16 protein-coding genes and 1 tRNA gene are annotated in these 15,083 nt (G+C 67.4%); 9 read left to right on the forward strand and 8 right to left on the reverse strand.

The genetic code is table 11. The features are described 5' to 3' along the window. Positions 1-10 precede the first annotated feature (10 nt). Positions 11-95, reverse strand: a tRNA-Leu gene (locus MKL11_RS13515). A 160-nt stretch (positions 96-255) separates the two neighbouring features. Here MKL11_RS13515 and MKL11_RS13520 point away from each other — a divergent pair. Further along, positions 256-1,752 carry a multicopper oxidase family protein gene (locus tag MKL11_RS13520; RefSeq protein ID WP_243944258.1) on the forward strand — a complete coding sequence of 499 codons (1,497 nt, stop codon included), beginning with the start codon at positions 256-258 and terminating at the stop codon, positions 1,750-1,752. On the opposite strand, the gene MKL11_RS13525 is transcribed toward MKL11_RS13520, so the two are convergent. After that, on the reverse strand, positions 1,745-3,250 hold the full coding sequence (locus MKL11_RS13525) for an NAD(P)H-hydrate dehydratase (RefSeq protein WP_243944260.1): 1,506 nt from the start codon (positions 3,248-3,250) through the stop codon (positions 1,745-1,747). The two genes, MKL11_RS13520 and MKL11_RS13525, sit on opposite strands and share 8 nt — an antisense overlap. Before the next feature lie 194 nt (positions 3,251-3,444). Between MKL11_RS13525 and MKL11_RS13530 the strand changes: the two genes are divergently transcribed. Further along, entirely contained in the window at positions 3,445-3,783 is a 339-nt protein-coding gene (locus MKL11_RS13530) for a P-II family nitrogen regulator (RefSeq protein ID WP_003600526.1), read from the forward strand. A 474-nt stretch (positions 3,784-4,257) separates the two neighbouring features. Continuing rightward, on the forward strand, positions 4,258-4,434 hold the full coding sequence (locus tag MKL11_RS13535) for a DUF2735 domain-containing protein (RefSeq protein ID WP_243944268.1): 177 nt from the start codon (positions 4,258-4,260) through the stop codon (positions 4,432-4,434). A 63-nt stretch (positions 4,435-4,497) separates the two neighbouring features. On the opposite strand, the gene MKL11_RS13540 is transcribed toward MKL11_RS13535, so the two are convergent. After that, complete coding sequence (locus MKL11_RS13540) at positions 4,498-5,532, reverse strand: glutamine synthetase beta-grasp domain-containing protein (protein WP_243944270.1); 1,035 nt, start codon at positions 5,530-5,532, stop codon at positions 4,498-4,500. 340 nt (positions 5,533-5,872) lie between these two features. Here MKL11_RS13540 and glnA point away from each other — a divergent pair, with 340 nt between their 5' ends. The 4 genes from glnA to MKL11_RS13560 all read left to right on the forward strand — a co-directional run bounded on the left by glnA (position 5,873) and on the right by MKL11_RS13560 (position 9,162). After that, the gene (gene glnA, locus MKL11_RS13545; protein WP_243944281.1) at positions 5,873-7,282 is read left to right on the forward strand and encodes a type I glutamate--ammonia ligase; all 1,410 of its coding nucleotides are present in this window, start codon (positions 5,873-5,875) and stop codon (positions 7,280-7,282) included. Between the two features lie 160 nt (positions 7,283-7,442). Then, positions 7,443-7,940: an RNase A-like domain-containing protein gene (locus MKL11_RS13550; RefSeq protein WP_243944289.1), complete on the forward strand. Its 498-nt coding sequence runs from the start codon at positions 7,443-7,445 to the stop codon at positions 7,938-7,940. A gap of 91 nt (positions 7,941-8,031) precedes the next feature. After that, positions 8,032-8,373, forward strand: a complete 342-nt coding sequence (locus MKL11_RS13555) for a hypothetical protein (RefSeq protein ID WP_243944291.1) — start codon at positions 8,032-8,034, stop codon at positions 8,371-8,373. Between the two features lie 150 nt (positions 8,374-8,523). Further along, entirely contained in the window at positions 8,524-9,162 is a 639-nt protein-coding gene (locus MKL11_RS13560; RefSeq protein WP_243944294.1) for a VOC family protein, read from the forward strand. Between the two features lie 153 nt (positions 9,163-9,315). Here MKL11_RS13560 and MKL11_RS13565 read toward each other — a convergent pair whose 3' ends face one another. Further along, on the reverse strand, positions 9,316-9,939 hold the full coding sequence (locus tag MKL11_RS13565) for a ribonuclease D (RefSeq protein WP_243944706.1): 624 nt from the start codon (positions 9,937-9,939) through the stop codon (positions 9,316-9,318). Between the two features lie 87 nt (positions 9,940-10,026). Here MKL11_RS13565 and MKL11_RS13570 point away from each other — a divergent pair, with 87 nt between their 5' ends. Then, on the forward strand, positions 10,027-10,455 hold the full coding sequence (locus MKL11_RS13570; protein ID WP_243944707.1) for a cupin domain-containing protein: 429 nt from the start codon (positions 10,027-10,029) through the stop codon (positions 10,453-10,455). A 20-nt stretch (positions 10,456-10,475) separates the two neighbouring features. On the opposite strand, the gene MKL11_RS13575 is transcribed toward MKL11_RS13570, so the two are convergent. Beyond that, positions 10,476-11,441, reverse strand: a complete 966-nt coding sequence (locus MKL11_RS13575; RefSeq protein ID WP_243944297.1) for a 2-hydroxyacid dehydrogenase — start codon at positions 11,439-11,441, stop codon at positions 10,476-10,478. A 40-nt stretch (positions 11,442-11,481) separates the two neighbouring features. Continuing rightward, positions 11,482-12,396 carry a DMT family transporter gene (locus MKL11_RS13580; RefSeq protein WP_243944299.1) on the reverse strand — a complete coding sequence of 305 codons (915 nt, stop codon included), beginning with the start codon at positions 12,394-12,396 and terminating at the stop codon, positions 11,482-11,484. Between the two features lie 99 nt (positions 12,397-12,495). Between MKL11_RS13580 and MKL11_RS13585 the strand changes: the two genes are divergently transcribed. After that, entirely contained in the window at positions 12,496-13,722 is a 1,227-nt protein-coding gene (locus MKL11_RS13585) for a glycerophosphodiester phosphodiesterase family protein (protein WP_243944301.1), read from the forward strand. A gap of 208 nt (positions 13,723-13,930) precedes the next feature. On the opposite strand, the gene MKL11_RS13590 is transcribed toward MKL11_RS13585, so the two are convergent. Next, positions 13,931-14,170, reverse strand: coding sequence for a hypothetical protein (locus MKL11_RS13590; protein WP_243944303.1), 240 nt, complete (start codon positions 14,168-14,170; stop codon positions 13,931-13,933). A 20-nt stretch (positions 14,171-14,190) separates the two neighbouring features. Next, on the reverse strand, positions 14,191-14,640 hold the full coding sequence (locus tag MKL11_RS13595) for a hypothetical protein (RefSeq protein ID WP_243944305.1): 450 nt from the start codon (positions 14,638-14,640) through the stop codon (positions 14,191-14,193). Between the last annotated feature and the right edge of the window lie 443 nt (positions 14,641-15,083).

Here is a 15,083-nt window from a genome sequence, read left to right on the forward strand (position 1 = left end):
GGAAGCGTCCTGGTGCGGGCGGAGGGGCTCGAACCCCCACGTCTTGCGACACTGGAACCTAAATCCAGCGCGTCTACCAGTTCCGCCACGCCCGCGCGCGCCGACACCCGGCGCGTCGCCGGCCGCCGGAAGCGCGCCCTATAGCATGGGCTGCACGGCACGCAGCAAAAAACTTGACCTCCCGTGGCGGCGGTGGCGCACGCCTGGGCACGCGGCTATCTACCCAGGCCTTTCGCGTGCCGCCGTCGAGATCCCATGACCTCATCCCGCCCCGTGCCGCCGACCGATCCGCGCGCCGTCACGCCGTCGCGCCGGACCCTGCTCGCCGCGGCGGCCGCGTTCGGGCTGATGCCGGAGACGGGGTGGGCGCAGGGCGTGGTACCCGAGAAAGCGCCGACGTTGCCGAACCCGGCGATCCCGGAAGCCCCGGCTCCCGCCCTGCCGGCCGCCCCCGCCAGGACCCGGCTGCGGCCCGAGCCGGCAGCCGAGACCCCGGTCTGGTGCTTCGACGGCAAGACCGTGCCGCCTCTGGTGCGGATCAAGCTCGGCCAGCCGGTCCGGCTCAGGATCGAGAACCGCACCGACAAACCGCTGTCGCTGCACTGGCATGGGGTGCGCAACGTCAACGCGATGGACGGCGTCGGCGGTGTCACCCAGGCGCCGATCCAGCCGGGGGCCGACTTCCTGTACCAGTTCACGCCCCCGGATGCCGGGACCTACCTGATCCGCCCCCTCGTGGTCGGCGGGGCGAGCGAGCCGTCCGGTCGGGGCCTGGCCGGTATGCTGATCGTCGAGGAGGCGAGCCCGCCCCTGGTCGACGCGGATGTCGGCCTGGTGATGCAGGATTGGCGGCTGGAGGACGATGCCAGCCTGATGCCGTTCGGCCAGCCGCTCTTCGCCGCCACGAATGGGCGCCTCGGCAATCTCGTGACGGTCAACGGCAAGCCGGTGCCGGACACGTTCGAGGCGCGGCCCGGGGCTCGGGTCCGCCTGCGCCTCGGCAATGCCTGCAACGCCCGCGGGACGCGGCTCCGGTTCGAGGGCGTGAAGGTCTACGTGGCGGCGGTGGACGGGCAGCCGACCGACACGTTCGAGCCCCTGCGGGCGACCCTGCCGTTCCCCCCGGGCACCCGCTACGACCTGATGGTCGACCTGCCCGAGCAGGAAGGCGCCACCTGCTCGATCATCGCGCTCGTCGGCCAGGGCCTGACCCTGGCGACCGTCACCACGAAGGGCGCTCCGATCGCCGACAAGCGGCTGCCGATCGGCCCGATCGGCGAGAACAAGCGCCTGCCCGCCGAGATCAAGCTCCAGAACGCCCTGCGGCGGGACGTGGTGATCACCGGCGGCGCCTTCGTGCCGAAGGCCGCCGGGAAGGACGCGTCGAAGGACAAGCCGGCGCCCGAGCCGGTCTATACCGGCGATCCCCAGAAGATCTGGGCGGTGAACGGCACCAGCGCGACCACAGGCCTGCAGCCGATCTTCACGGTGAAGCGCGGTCAGGTCGTGGTGCTGGCCCTGCGCAACGAGACCGCTTTCCCGCAGGCGCTGCACCTGCACGGCCACTGCTTCCGCCTGCTGCACCCCCTGGACGATGGCTGGGAGCCCTACTGGCTCGACACGTTCCAGCTGCTGGAAGGCCGGACCGCCCGCATCGGCTTCCTGGCCGACAATCCGGGGCGCTGGCTGATCAGTGCCACGGTGCTGGAGCGGTTCGATACCGGCCTGTGGACATTGTTCGAGGTCACCTGATCCCGGCTTCGGCGAGATCCCCGAGCACGGCGGGCATCAGTTCCGGGATGTCCTCGGCGATCAGGCCCGGCCCATGGCGGAGGCCGGCATCGCCGTGGAGCCAGACGCCGGCGGCCGCCGCCTCGAAGGGCGGCATGCCCTGCGCCAGCAGCCCGGCGATCAGGCCGCCGAGCACGTCGCCCGAGCCGGCGGTGCCGAGATAGGGGCTTCCGTGGTCGTTGATCGCCGCGCGCCCGTCCGGGCTCGCGATCACGGTGTCGGACCCCTTCAGGACCACGACCGCGCCGGTGAGTGCGGCGGCGGCGAGGGTGCGGGCGACCTTGTCGGCCCCCTCGGCGGTGGCGTCCGTCCCGCTGAACAGCCGCGCGAACTCGCCCTCGTGGGGGGTGAGCACGGCCTGCGCGTCACCGTCGGCGAGATGGGCGGCCAGCAGCGGCGCCTGTCCGGCAAAACTCGTGAGCGCGTCGGCATCGAGGACGAGACTGCGGCCGGCGGCAGCCGCCACGGCGACGCGCTCGCGGGTCGGCTCGCCGGTGCCGAGGCCCGGCCCGGCCAGGACGACGTTGAGGCGCTCGTCGGTGAGCAGATCGTCGAGGTCGTCCGCGGTCTCGCAGGCGCGCAGCATGATCGCGGTGAGCTGGGCGGCGTTCTCCGCCAGCGCCGCGTCGGGCGATGCGAGCGTGACGAGGCCGGCGCCGACCCGCAATGCGCCCCGGGCCGCGAGCCGGGCCGCGCCGGTCTTGGTGGCGGGCCCTGAGAGAACCAGGGCGTGACCGCGGGTATATTTGTGGCTCTCGGCGGTCAGCCGGGGAAAGGTTTGCGCCCAGAGATCCGGTCCGTTCCGAAAGAGGGGCGGCATAGCGGCGGCGAGGCCGACCTCCAAAGCCGCCTGGCCCGCCCCGATATCGGCGAGGTGCCGGTGCCCGCACAGGCTCCGGCCGGGCTGGAGCAGGTGCCCCGGCTTGAACGCCACGAAGGTCACGGTCTCCACGGCCTGGATCGCGGCGCCGCGCGCGGCGCCGGTATCACCGTCGACACCGCTCGGCACATCGACGGCGAGCACCGGGATGCCGGAGGCATTCACGGCCTCGACCAGGGCGCGGGCAGCGCCGTCGAGATCGCGGGACAGACCGGCCCCGAACAGGGCGTCGATGATGAGATCCCCGGACGGAAGTGCGTCTGCCGCGGCCTGCTGGACCGGACCGGTCCAGGCCTGCGCCGCACGGTCGGCATCGCCCGCGAGCGCGGCGCGGTCACCGAGCAGGCACAGCGCGACGCCGTAGCCGCGCGCCGCCAGGAGCCGCGCGGCCACGAAGCCGTCGCCGCCGTTGTTGCCGGGTCCGCACAGCACAATGGCCCGGCCACCTCCGGGAAGCCGAGCCGCGGCGCGCTCGGCCACCGCGGCACCGGCAGCCTCCATCAGTTGGAGCCCGGGAATACCGCCCTCGATGGCCGTGGTATCGACCCGGCGCATCGCCGCCACAGTCAGCACTCGCATGCGCATCTCCAGGTCTGCCCGTGCGCCGAACACAGTTGATTAAAAATGCGCCACAAATTCATCGAAAGCCCGAAGGATGTGCGTAGCCTGCGCTCCGAATGGGCACTAACGTGGCGCCGGTCGCGAAAACGACGTGGCGGAGTCTTACCGACGATGTTAGAAATATCCGGCAGCGTAGCGCAGGCCCGAGCGGCATGAAGAAGATCGAAGCGATCATCAAGCCTTTCAAGCTCGACGAGGTGAAGGAGGCGCTCCAGGAGGTCGGCCTCCAGGGCATCACCGTCATCGAGGCGAAGGGGTTCGGCCGTCAGAAGGGCCATACCGAGCTCTATCGCGGCGCCGAATACGTGGTCGATTTCCTGCCTAAAGTGAAGCTCGAGATCGTGCTGTCGGATGCGCTGGTCGAGGGCGCCGTCGAGGCGATCCGCAAGTCGGCCCAGACCGGCCGCATCGGCGACGGCAAGATCTTCGTCTCGACCATCGAGGAAGCGATCCGCATCCGCACGGGCGAGACCGGCACGGACGCGATCTGACCGATTTTTGATGGGCCGTTCCTATCCTCGCTGCTGTTCGGCAGCTGGGGATGTGGGCGCATCTATCGCCTCGGAGCGGCCTTCACCGTCTTTGCGAGTGCAGCGAAGCAGACTCAGGCAGCGGGCAACGTCGGACTGGGGCGAAATCCCTATGTCGTTTTGCTTCGCTCGCGATGACAGTGCGGATCTTAGGGGAGTTCGCGCCATCGTCTTTGGATTGCAATCGCGCAATCGATCGGGCTGTGAGGGATGATCCGCGCATTCATGGGCCCATGAGGCACGGGTCTTAGTTGCAATCACGTCCGGACTTCTCGCGTGAAAACCCGGCGTTTTCCTGATCTGCCTAAGAATTCACGCTGCACGAATGTCCGGCATCTGTGCGCCGGGCCATGGAGTGCTGCGTCGGTAGCACCACATGCTCCGGGGAACGGACGGCCGGAACGGCCGCTTTGTTCCCACCAGGAGGACCTTGTGATGGCCGGTACCGACGGGCGTGAGACCGCCAAGATCTATGAATTGTCGGCGTTCCGGCGCGCCAGACCGACGTTGCGGGCAGCCGAGAAGGCGAAGCCGGCGCCGATGCCGAGTTTCGGCGGCGCCTGGTACCACGAGGCCGCAATCCGCGACGACGATCGCCCCCGCCGCACCTGAAGACGACGAAGCCGGGCGCGAGGGCCCGGCTCCGGATGTCTGAAGTGCCGGAAGCGAGATGCTTCAGGCGGCGACGGCGGCCTCGGTCGGCACCGAAGAGATCGTCTTCAGCACCTGCGAGGCGATCTGGTAGGGGTCGCCCTGCGAATTCGGACGGCGATCCTCCAGATACCCCTTGTAGCCGCTATTGGCGAAGGAGTGCGGCACCCGGATCGAGGCGCCGCGGTCGGCGATGCCGTACGAGAATTCGTGGATTGAGGCGGTCTCGTGCTTGCCGGTCAGCCGCATGTGGTTGTCCGGGCCGTAGACGGCGATGTGATCCTCACGGGCGTTCTTGAACGCGTCCATGAGCTTCTCGAAGTAATCCTTGCCGCCATGCTCGCGCATGAAGGCGGTCGAGAAGTTGCAGTGCATGCCCGAGCCGTTCCAGTCGGTGTCGCCGAGCGGCTTGCAATGGTACTCGACGTCGATGCCGTAGGACTCGCACAGCCGCTGCAGCAGGTAGCGGGCCATCCACATCTCGTCGGCGGCCTTTTTGGAGCCCTTGCCGAAGATCTGGAATTCCCACTGGCCCTTGGCCACCTCGGCGTTGATGCCCTCGTGATTGATGCCGGCGTCGAGGCAGAGGTCGAGGTGCTCCTCGACGATCTTGCGGGCGACGTCGCCGACGTTGGAATAGCCGACGCCGGTGTAGTAGGGGCCCTGCGGGGCCGGGTAGCCCGAGGTCGGGAAGCCGAGGGGCCGTCCGTCCTTGTAGAGGAAGTATTCCTGCTCGAAGCCGAACCAGGCGCCGGCATCGTCCAGGATGGTCGCGCGCTTGTTCGACTCGTGCGGGGTCTTGCCGTCCGGCATCATCACTTCGCACAGGACCAGGACGCCGTTCTTGCGGGCCGGGTCGGGGAAGTGGCGCACGGGCTTGAGCATGCAATCGGAGCTGCCGCCCTCGGCCTGCTTCGTGGATGAGCCGTCGAAGCCCCACATCGGCAGTTGGTCGAGGGTCGGGAAGCTATCGAATTCCTTGATCTGCGTCTTGCCGCGCAGATTCGGGACCGGCGTATACCCGTCGAGCCATATATACTCGAGCTTATATTTCGTCATTCCGGTTCTCTCGTCCGTTGTCGATGCGCGGCCCGGTCAATTCCCGGGCGACGCGAACGGCTTGCCGCCGTTTCGACGGCCGCTGCCGCTTTTGCATGGAGCATGCCAGACCGTCCCGGATCCCCGCCCCAACCAGCCGATTGACGGCCAGCGCGCGATCACGGAACCGAGAGCACCCCGCAATCGGGACCAAACGTCCCGCTTAGGCGCCGATTCCGCCTGCGCGCGGGTGGCAAGGCGCGCGTGCGACGGATATCAAGCGGCGCGGCCGGTGCGGCCCGACGCAATGGTGGCCGCCCCGCGCGAGAATCCCCAACGCCTTTCCTGGAGGATGCCCACGATGACGACTGCGGCCGACGTTCTGAAGAATATCCGGGACAACGACGTACGCTACGTGGACTTCCGGTTCACCGACCCGCGCGGCAAGTGGCAGCACGTCACGTTCGACGTCTCCCTCATCGACGACGAGATCTTCGCCGAGGGCACGATGTTCGACGGCTCGTCGATCGCCGGCTGGAAGGCGATCAACGAGTCCGACATGCTGCTGATGCCGGATCCGTCCACCGCCTGCCTCGACCCGTTCTTCTCCGCCTCGACCCTGTCGATCGTCTGCGACGTGCTCGAGCCCGCCACCGGCGAGCCCTATTCCCGCGATCCCCGCGGCACCGCCAAGCGCGCCGAGGCCTACCTCCAGCAGACCGGGATTGGCGACACGATCTATGTCGGCCCCGAGGCCGAGTTCTTCGTGTTCGACGACGTGAAGTTCGCCGCCGACCCCTACCGCACCGGCTTCGAGCTCGACTCCACCGAGTTGCCGTCGAACGGCTTCACCGATTACGAGGGCGGCAACCTCGGCCACCGGGTCCAGACCAAGGGCGGCTACTTCCCGGTCCCGCCGCAGGATTCGGCCCAGGACATGCGCGGCGAGATGCTGGCTGCGATGCAGTCCATGGGCGTGAAGGTCGAGAAGCACCACCACGAGGTGGCCTCGGCCCAGCACGAGCTCGGCATGAAGTTCGACGTGCTGACCAAGCTCGCCGACCACATGCAGATCTACAAGTACTGCATTCACAACGTCGCCCAGAGCTACGGCAAGTCGGCGACGTTCATGCCGAAGCCCGTCTTCGGCGACAACGGTTCGGGCATGCACGTCCACCAGTCGATCTGGAAGGACGGCAAGCCGGTCTTCGCCGGCGACAAGTATGCCGGCCTCAGCCAGGAATGCCTCTGGTACATCGGCGGCATCATCCGGCACGCCAAGGCGCTCAACGCCTTCACCAACCCGTCGACCAATTCCTACAAGCGGCTGGTTCCGGGCTACGAGGCGCCGGTGCTGCTCGCCTACTCGGCGCGCAACCGCTCGGCCTCCTGCCGGATCCCGTGGACCAAGAGCCCGAACGCCAAGCGCGTCGAGGTCCGCTTCCCCGACCCGATGGCCAACCCCTATCTGGCCTTCTCGGCCTTGCTGATGGCCGGCCTTGACGGCATCCGCAACAAGATCGATCCGGGCCCGGCCATGGACAAGGATCTCTACGAGCTGCCGCCGAAGGAGCTGAAGCAGATCCCGACCGTGTGCGGTTCGCTCCGCGAGGCGCTCACCAGCCTCGACAAGGACCGCACCTTCCTCAAGGAAGGCGGCGTGTTCACGGACGACCAGATCGACTCGTTCATCGAGCTGAAGATGACCGAGGTGCTGCGCTACGAGATGACCCCGCACCCGATCGAGTTCGTGCAGTACTACTCGCTGTGATGTGAGAGGGGGCCGGGCGTGAAGCCCGGCCCCCTACACGATTTGACGTGACAGGATGCCGCTTAACAAGCGCCGAGTCCGTCATGGAACAAAAAGCGAACTTTCGTGACAAATAAGATAATTTGCCTAATATGAGCGCCCGCAGCTGGCGGGGTGCTCTATGCTTTCTGATGATATTGCTGTTCAGCGGACGCGGTGGAACCTCGCGGCTATTAAGGTTGAGCTGAAGCTTTTTCGACTCCAACTCATTGTCAAAGCCTACAATCCCGGTCAGCCGCGGGTACCTGCTGGACGTCCAGACGGCGGACAATGGACAGATGAGGATCGTCCCGTAGGTCTGGGAGCGGACGACGACGCGCATCTTATCCTCGTAGGCAATGAAGATGATCAGCGATACAAAGTTGATCTCATGGCCGAACAGGGACGTGGAGGACATACAGTAAGTCGACACGTCGGAAAGACTGACGATGAATTATTGGAGCGAATCCGTAAATCGCAATGGAGCACTCCCCTTGCGCACGGGGGGTTAAAACGGAACGGAAGTTTCTCATCGATTGAGTCGGCGAACGATCTCGTAAATCAAACCATACAAGCAAACAAATCGATCGTTGATCTTGTTGCATCAGGAACTATTAAAGATGCATTTATTACCAAATAATTTGGATATAAAACTGGCAGGGAGGCTTACAGCACAAATGATGACGTGTTATATTTGCGAAATACAACTTGTGTAGGCGCACTCATAATACATGAACCAACTTTATCGCGCGGATTTAGAGTTCGAACGGCACACCCCCAAACCGAGGGAGATTAAATTGACTTCCCCAGAGTTCGATGAATTCACTCGCCAATTCTATCAGGACCTGATGGAAGATATTGCAACCGAGGAGGAAATTATTACTTTTGCTCTATCTCCATTTTCAGACAATTCGAAGCGCGCACGTCTGCGATCATATCTTGGCTCGATCACCAATGACAACGTCTCGAATGAGGAGTTGCGAAAATTGTGGTGGTCGTCTTCGGCCGATGTCGTGTTCTACGACGGTGCCGAACTGAGAGCCTTCCTCGAACGGGTGCGGGATATACTGTAACGTCCGGCCCGGGAACCAGCAGAGGAGTACTGAGGCGGCGAACGCCGTTTACGAGGTGGGTACGGTAGAAGTTGGGGCCGCTTGCCGCAGCCCCGGAATTCATTGTCTGTCGCGTTGCGATCTCGATCGTTCAATGCGGCGGATACACGGATGCTCACCCTCGACCACCTCGTCGTCGTGGCCCCCGACCTCGCGGAGGGCGTGGCCCATGTCTGCGACTGCCTCGGCCTCGACATGCCGGAAGGCGGGCGCCATCCCGAAATGGGCACCCGCAACCAACTGCTGCGCCTCGGCGCATCGACGTTCCTCGAAGTGATCGCCGTCGATCCCGAGGCAGCCCCACCGGCCCGCGCCCGCTGGTTCGGCCTCGGCGACGCTGCGCGGGTGCGGGCGGATTGGGAGGCCGGGCGGCGGCTGCGCGGCTTCGTCGCCCGGACCGATGATCTCGACACCCTGCTCGCGGCCCATCCCGATCTGCTCGGCGCGGCGGCGACGATGACCCGGGGCACGCTGTCGTGGCGCTTCGGCCTGCGCCCGGACGGGACCTGGCCGGCGGACGGCGCCGCGCCCTGCGTGATGGATTGGGGCGACCGTCCGCACCCGGCCGGGACGATGCCGGATCTCGGGGCGCGGCTCCAAGATTTCTGGCTGACCGATCCGGAGGCGGAGGCGGTGGCCGCGCTCCATGCGGACCTCGGCCTGACCGACCCACCGCGGATCGAGCCCGGCCCGACCTCGCGCTACACCGCCCGGATCGCGACGCCCTCCGGGCTGCGCACGCTGACCTGAGGACGAGCCCTCCTTGCCGGCCTGATCGGGGGGCTGACCGGCGAGGAGGGCTTGGCCGGGACCCGCGAGCCTCGGCAGGCGCAACCTAGCAGGGGTCCGTCGCCGTGCGGTTGCCGAAACGGCTCATTCTGCACAGGAAGCCCGCACCATCGTTCACGTATGCGCGAAGATGTCCGTCTCCGGCCAGCCGTCGAGGTCGAGGCGGGCGCGGGTGGGCAAGAAGGCGAAGCAGGCGCCGGCAACGTCGGTGCGGCCCTCCCGGGCCAGCATGGCGTCGAGCCGCTCCCGGGCGGCGTGGAGGTGGAGCACGTCGGAGGCCGCGTAATCCTGCTGGGCCTGCGTCAGGGTCTCGGCGCCCCAGTCGGAGGATTGCTGCTGCTTCGACAGGTCGACGCCGACGAGCTCGCGGACCACGTCCTTGAGCCCGTGACGGTCGGTGTAGGTGCGGGCGAGCTTCGAGGCGATCTTGGTGCAGTAGACCGGCCCCGGCATCACCCCGAACGCCTTGAACAGCACCGCCACGTCGAACCGCGCGAAGTGAAAGATCTTGAGCACGTCGGGATCGGCCAGGACGCGCTTGAGCACGACCGGCTCCGGGCCGTCCTGGGGGATCTGGACCACGTCCGCCGTGCCGTCGCCGGTGGAGATCTGCACCACGCAGAGCCGGTCCCGGTGCGGGTTGAGGCCCAGCGTTTCGGTGTCGATGGCCACCGCCCGTCCCGCAGCGTAATCGGCGGGCAGGTCGCCGCGGTGGAGGCGTACGATCGGGCTCGGCATCTTTTTTGGGACCTTGAGGCTGGTGCGCCGGTACCATTGGCGCCACGTGCCGGCAAGCCGCCGACGCAGCATGGGGAGAAGCGGATGATGACGGCAGCCGAGGTGATCGCGACCCTGGGGCTGAAGCCCCATCCGGAGGGCGGCCATTACCGCGAGACCTTTCGCGATCCGCGCATGGTCGACGGCCGCTCGGTCGGCACCGCGATCTATTTTCTGCTGGATGTCGGCGAGGCCTCGGCCTGGCACCGGGTCGACGCCGCCGAGATCTGGCACTGGCATGCCGGCGCGCCGCTGGTGATCACCACCAGCCCGAACGGCTACGACGCCACCGCCCAGCATCTCGGGCCGGATCTCGCTGCCGGGCAGCGCCCGCAATGTGTGGTGCCGGCCGGCCATTGGCAGACCGCCACCAGCCTCGGCGCCTGGACGCTGGTCGGCTGCACGGTCTCGCCGGGCTTCGACTTCGCGGGCTTCGAGATGGCACCGCCCGACTGGCGGCCGACGCCGCGGAGGTAATGCCCGCGGCGCCGGCTCGGTCAGGTCGGCGCCGGGATCGGAGACAGAACGGGCGTGCCCGCGAAGAAGGCGGTGAGGTTGCCGACGACCTGATCGATCGCCGCGGCCATCGCCTCCGGCGAGCGGCCGGCGATGTGCGGCGTGAGCACGACATTGGGCAGAGCCCGCAAGGCGGCCGGCACGTCGGGCTCGCCTTCGATCACATCGAGCCCGGCCCCCGCGAGCTGACCGGTACCCAGGGCTTCCACCAGGGCCGCGGTGTCCACGACGGTTCCACGTCCGACATTGACGAGGAAGCCCGCCGGCCCAAGTGCCGCGATGGCCGAGCGGCCGACGGAATGGCGGGTCGCAGCGCCGCCCGGCAGCGCCACGAACAGGACATCGGCCCAGGCGCACAGGTCCTCGACGCTCGGCATGTAGGTCCAAGCCACATCCGGCACCGCACGGCGGCTGTGGTAGCGGATCTCCATATCGAAGCCGGCGCACCGATTCGCGATCCGTCGCCCGATCCCGCCGAGACCCAGAATACCTGCGCGCTTGCCATACGCGCTCGGCCGCGCGGTCCCGCCCTCTCGCCATTGTCCGGCGCGCACGGCCGCATCGAAGCGCGGTACGTCGCGCAGCGCGGCCAGGAGCAGGGCGAGGGCGTGGTCTGCCACGCAGTCGGCATTGACCCCGGGGCCATGCGTGATGACGATCCCGCGCGCGCCGGCCGCGTCGCAGTCGACGCCCTCGTAGCCCGCGCCCTGCGCGCAGATGATCCCGAGGTTCGGCAGCGCCGCGATCAGGGAAGCCGGGATCGCGGTGGTACCGTTCGTCACGATAGCCCGGATGCGGCTGCCGATCCGCTCAGTCAGCGCCGTGCGCGCCTCCGCGGTGACGGCCTGATGGACGGTGCAAATCGCGCTCAGCTGATCGCGCGCGGATGGCGCCAGATCGACCGCGAGGAGCAGGTCCGGCCTGTCCGACCGTGACGGGTCATCCATCGGCATATCTTTCCCACCATGAATCCGGATCGAGGCCGGATCAGCCGCGCACCGGCGCTGCCCGGGAAGCCCGAACCGCTGTCAGCGCGCCGGCCACGATCAGCAGGCAGGCCAGCGCGAGCGCCGGACCGGGGCTGGCATAGCCGGTTGCCACCAGGATCAGCGTCGACAGAACCGGCGCCGCGTAGGCGGTGACGCCGAGCAGGCGGACGTCGCCGCGCTTGCAGCCGATATCCCAGAGATAGAACGCGGCGCCCACCGGCCCGATCCCCAGCAGCAGCACCGCCCCCCATTGCGTCGCGTCCGCGGGCCAGATTGTCGTCTCGAAGGCGAGGTGGCAGGCGAGGCTCAGGGCCGCCGTGACGAGGCAGAACCCTGCGACCGCGTCGGTCGGCACCTCTCCGACCCGGGCCGACAGCACCGAGTAGCCGGCCCACACGAAGGCGGCCGCCAGGGAAGCCGCGTAGCCGGGCAGCGCGCCGGCGGCGAAATCGAGATTGCCCCGGCCGACGAACAGGGCGGCGACGCCGGCGAGCCCGAGAGCCGCCCCGGCGAGATGCCCGGCGCGCAGGCCGCCCGAGCCCGGCAGCCGCGCGGAGAACAGGACGATCAGCAGCGGCCAGAGATAATTGATCAGCCCGGCCTCGGCCGGCGGCGCCAGGCGCAGGGCGCTGAAATAGAGGGCGTGGTAGCCGAACAGCCCCCCGACCCCGAGCAGCCAGACCGGCCAGGGCTGGAGCAGCGCCCGGGCCCGGGCCGGTCGGGCGATCCAGGCGACACAGCCGCACAGGCCGCCGACCCAGAAGGTCATGGCGGCGAGCTGGAAGGGCGGTATCGTCCCGGAGGCCGCCGTGAACAGGGCGAGCAGCGACCACAGCAGGATCGCCCCGAAGCCCGCGAGGGTGGCGGAAGAGCGCGAGAGGTCGCGGCCCTCGGATGACGCGGTCAGGCTCATGGCGCGCAGCTAGCATGGGATCGGATGAGTCGGCGAGACCGGAGTCACGCCTCTGTCACGGTCGCGCTCTACCGGCGGCTCGAAGCGGGAGATCTGTCGATGCGCGCGACCCTGGCCGTCCTCGGGCTGCTCCTGGCGGGAGGCCCGGTCCTGGCCGGAGAGGCCGCCCAGATCGGGCCGCGTCCGTTCTACCTGGTCGACCAGCTGAAGCCCGGCCCGCTGAAGGAGCGGCTCGCCGCCTGCGGGATCGACCGTCCCTACACGCCGAAAACCTTCTCGATCTCGCACCGCGGGGCGCCGCTGATGTTCCCGGAGCATACACGGGAAGGGCTGCTCGCCGCCTACCGGATGGGCGCCGGGATCATCGAGTGCGACGTCGCCTTCACCAAGGACCGCCAGCTGGTCTGCCGGCACAGCCAGTGCGACCTCCACACGACCACCGACATCCTGGCCCGGCCGAACCTGGCGGCCAAGTGCACCAAGGGCTTCGAGCCGGCCGACCCGGCCACCGGCCGCAAGGCCTCGGCGAAGTGCTGCACCAGCGACCTGACGCTCGACGAGTTCAAGTCGCTCAACGGCAAGATGGACGCGGCCGACCCGGATGCAACCAATCTCGCCGCCTACATGAACGCGACGCCGCGCTGGCGCACCGACCTCTACGCCACCACCGGCACGCTGATGTCCCACAAGGAGTACATCGGCCTGCTGAAGGGGATGGGGCGCAAGTTCACCCCGGAGCTGAAGGCGCCGCAAGTTCCGATGCCGTTCGAGGGCAGCTATACCCAGGACCAATACGCCCAGCAGCTGATCGACGAGTACAAGCAGGCCGGGATCCCGGCCTCAGACGTCTATCCGCAGAGCTTCCAGCTGCGGGATATTTTGTACTGGCTGGAGAAGGACCCGGATTTCGGCCGCCAGGCGATCTTCCTCGACGACCGCGACGAGACTACCAAGGGCTTCGACCCGGAGAAGCCCGAGACCTGGAGGCCCGGCATGGCGGAGCTCGCCGCCAAGGGTGTGAGGATCCTGGCGCCGCCCCTGTGGATGCTGGTCCGGCCCGGTCCTGACGGCGCCATCGAGCCGTCGACCTATGCGCGGGAGGCGAAGAAGGCCGGGCTCGGCCTGATCGCCTGGTCGCTGGAGCGGTCGGGGCCGCTGAAAGAGGGCGGCGGCTACTACTATCATTCGATAAAACCGGTGGTGACCGGGGATGGCGACATCCTGCGGTTGCTCGACGTGCTGCACGGCCAGGTCGGCGTGCTCGGCGTGTTCTCCGACTGGCCGGCGACCACGACGTTCTACGCCAATTGCGTCGGCGCGCCGTAGCTCAGTCGGCCCAGAGGGCGACGAGCGAGAACAGGCCGGCCATCAGCACATTGACCAGGAGGATGGAGGCGAGGATCAGGGCGAGGGTCATGACGGTCTCGGGGACGTGGATTTCGGCGAAGGATTGCAGGGCTCGACCGGCCAGAGCGCGAAGAACTCGGCCGGCCCCGTCGGGATTCATGCGCGTGGCCCGCGAAGACTACGCGGGTCAGCTCGGCGACAGCAGCCGCACCATCTCGAACAGGTCGTCGCCCTTCAGCGGCGCCCAGCCGAGCCACCGCCGGATCAGCGCGTAGCTCAGGCACAGCACAAGCGCGCAGCCGAGGACGGCCAGGGCGAACAACTCGAAGTTGCCGGTACCGATCCCGGTGGCACCGCCGACCAGGGCGGTGGCGACGAAGATGAGCCGGCTCGGATTCTTCGGGCCGCGGGTGATGACATCGGACATGGGGGCTCTCCGGATCCGGATCAGCGGGCGCGGCAGTTCGGGCCGAACCAGGTCATGGTCCGGCGGTCCAGGCCGCCATCAGACGCGGCACCGCAGACGGGGAAGCGGGCGTCGCCGCTGCGCTGCAGGCTGATCTGCTTGTAGAGGTCCTGCTGCGCGTCCCGGCGGCGGGTCTGCTCGGCGAGTCGCGACTGCCAGTACAGATCCCGGTTGGCCTGGGTGATCGCGCGCTGCTGGTGCAGGTCCATCATGCACTGGGCAAAGGCATCGGTACCGGGCTCGAAGCCGAATTCGGTGCACTGGCCGTTATCCATGGCGTGCCGCTCCTGCGGGGTGACGCAGGCAGCGAGTCCGAGGGCACAGGACGCAGCGAGACAGAGCTTGGCGAGCATAGAGACTTCACGCGCCGTGTCGGTCCTGTCGGCGACAAGAGTTCCACCGATACGGCGCGTGGTGAATGTGGTGTTCATCGTGTTGGGGCCTTCGTTTCTGCTGGCGCGAACAACCACGTCCGGCTGAAACGAGTCCTATCCGGGACGGCTCAAATTGTTCGTGCTCCGGAGCACCTGTGCGATTTCACGCATCCGTTCCCGCAATGCACAGATCCGCACGCAACGTGACGGAACCTACGGTGTGAAAAGGAATTCGTCAGGATCGCGTGGATTTCGTTCCGCCCACCAGCGCAAATTTGACAAATACACCACGATTATCAGTTCGAACCATAATCGGTGCGGACAACATTTATCGCGGTCACGCTAGAGCCGTTCCCGATCGCGTTGCGACAGGGAACGGCTCTAATGTCTAGCCGCGCTCTCTCACGCCGAACCGGTGTCCACTTCGGCGGAGAGCGCTCTAAATTCCGAGCGTCTTGCAAGCAGCCACCTTGTTATTCCGGGGCCGCGCAGCGGAACCC

The sequence above is a fragment of the Methylobacterium sp. J-077 genome (assembly GCF_022829365.1).
Taxonomy (GTDB): domain Bacteria; phylum Pseudomonadota; class Alphaproteobacteria; order Rhizobiales; family Beijerinckiaceae; genus Methylobacterium.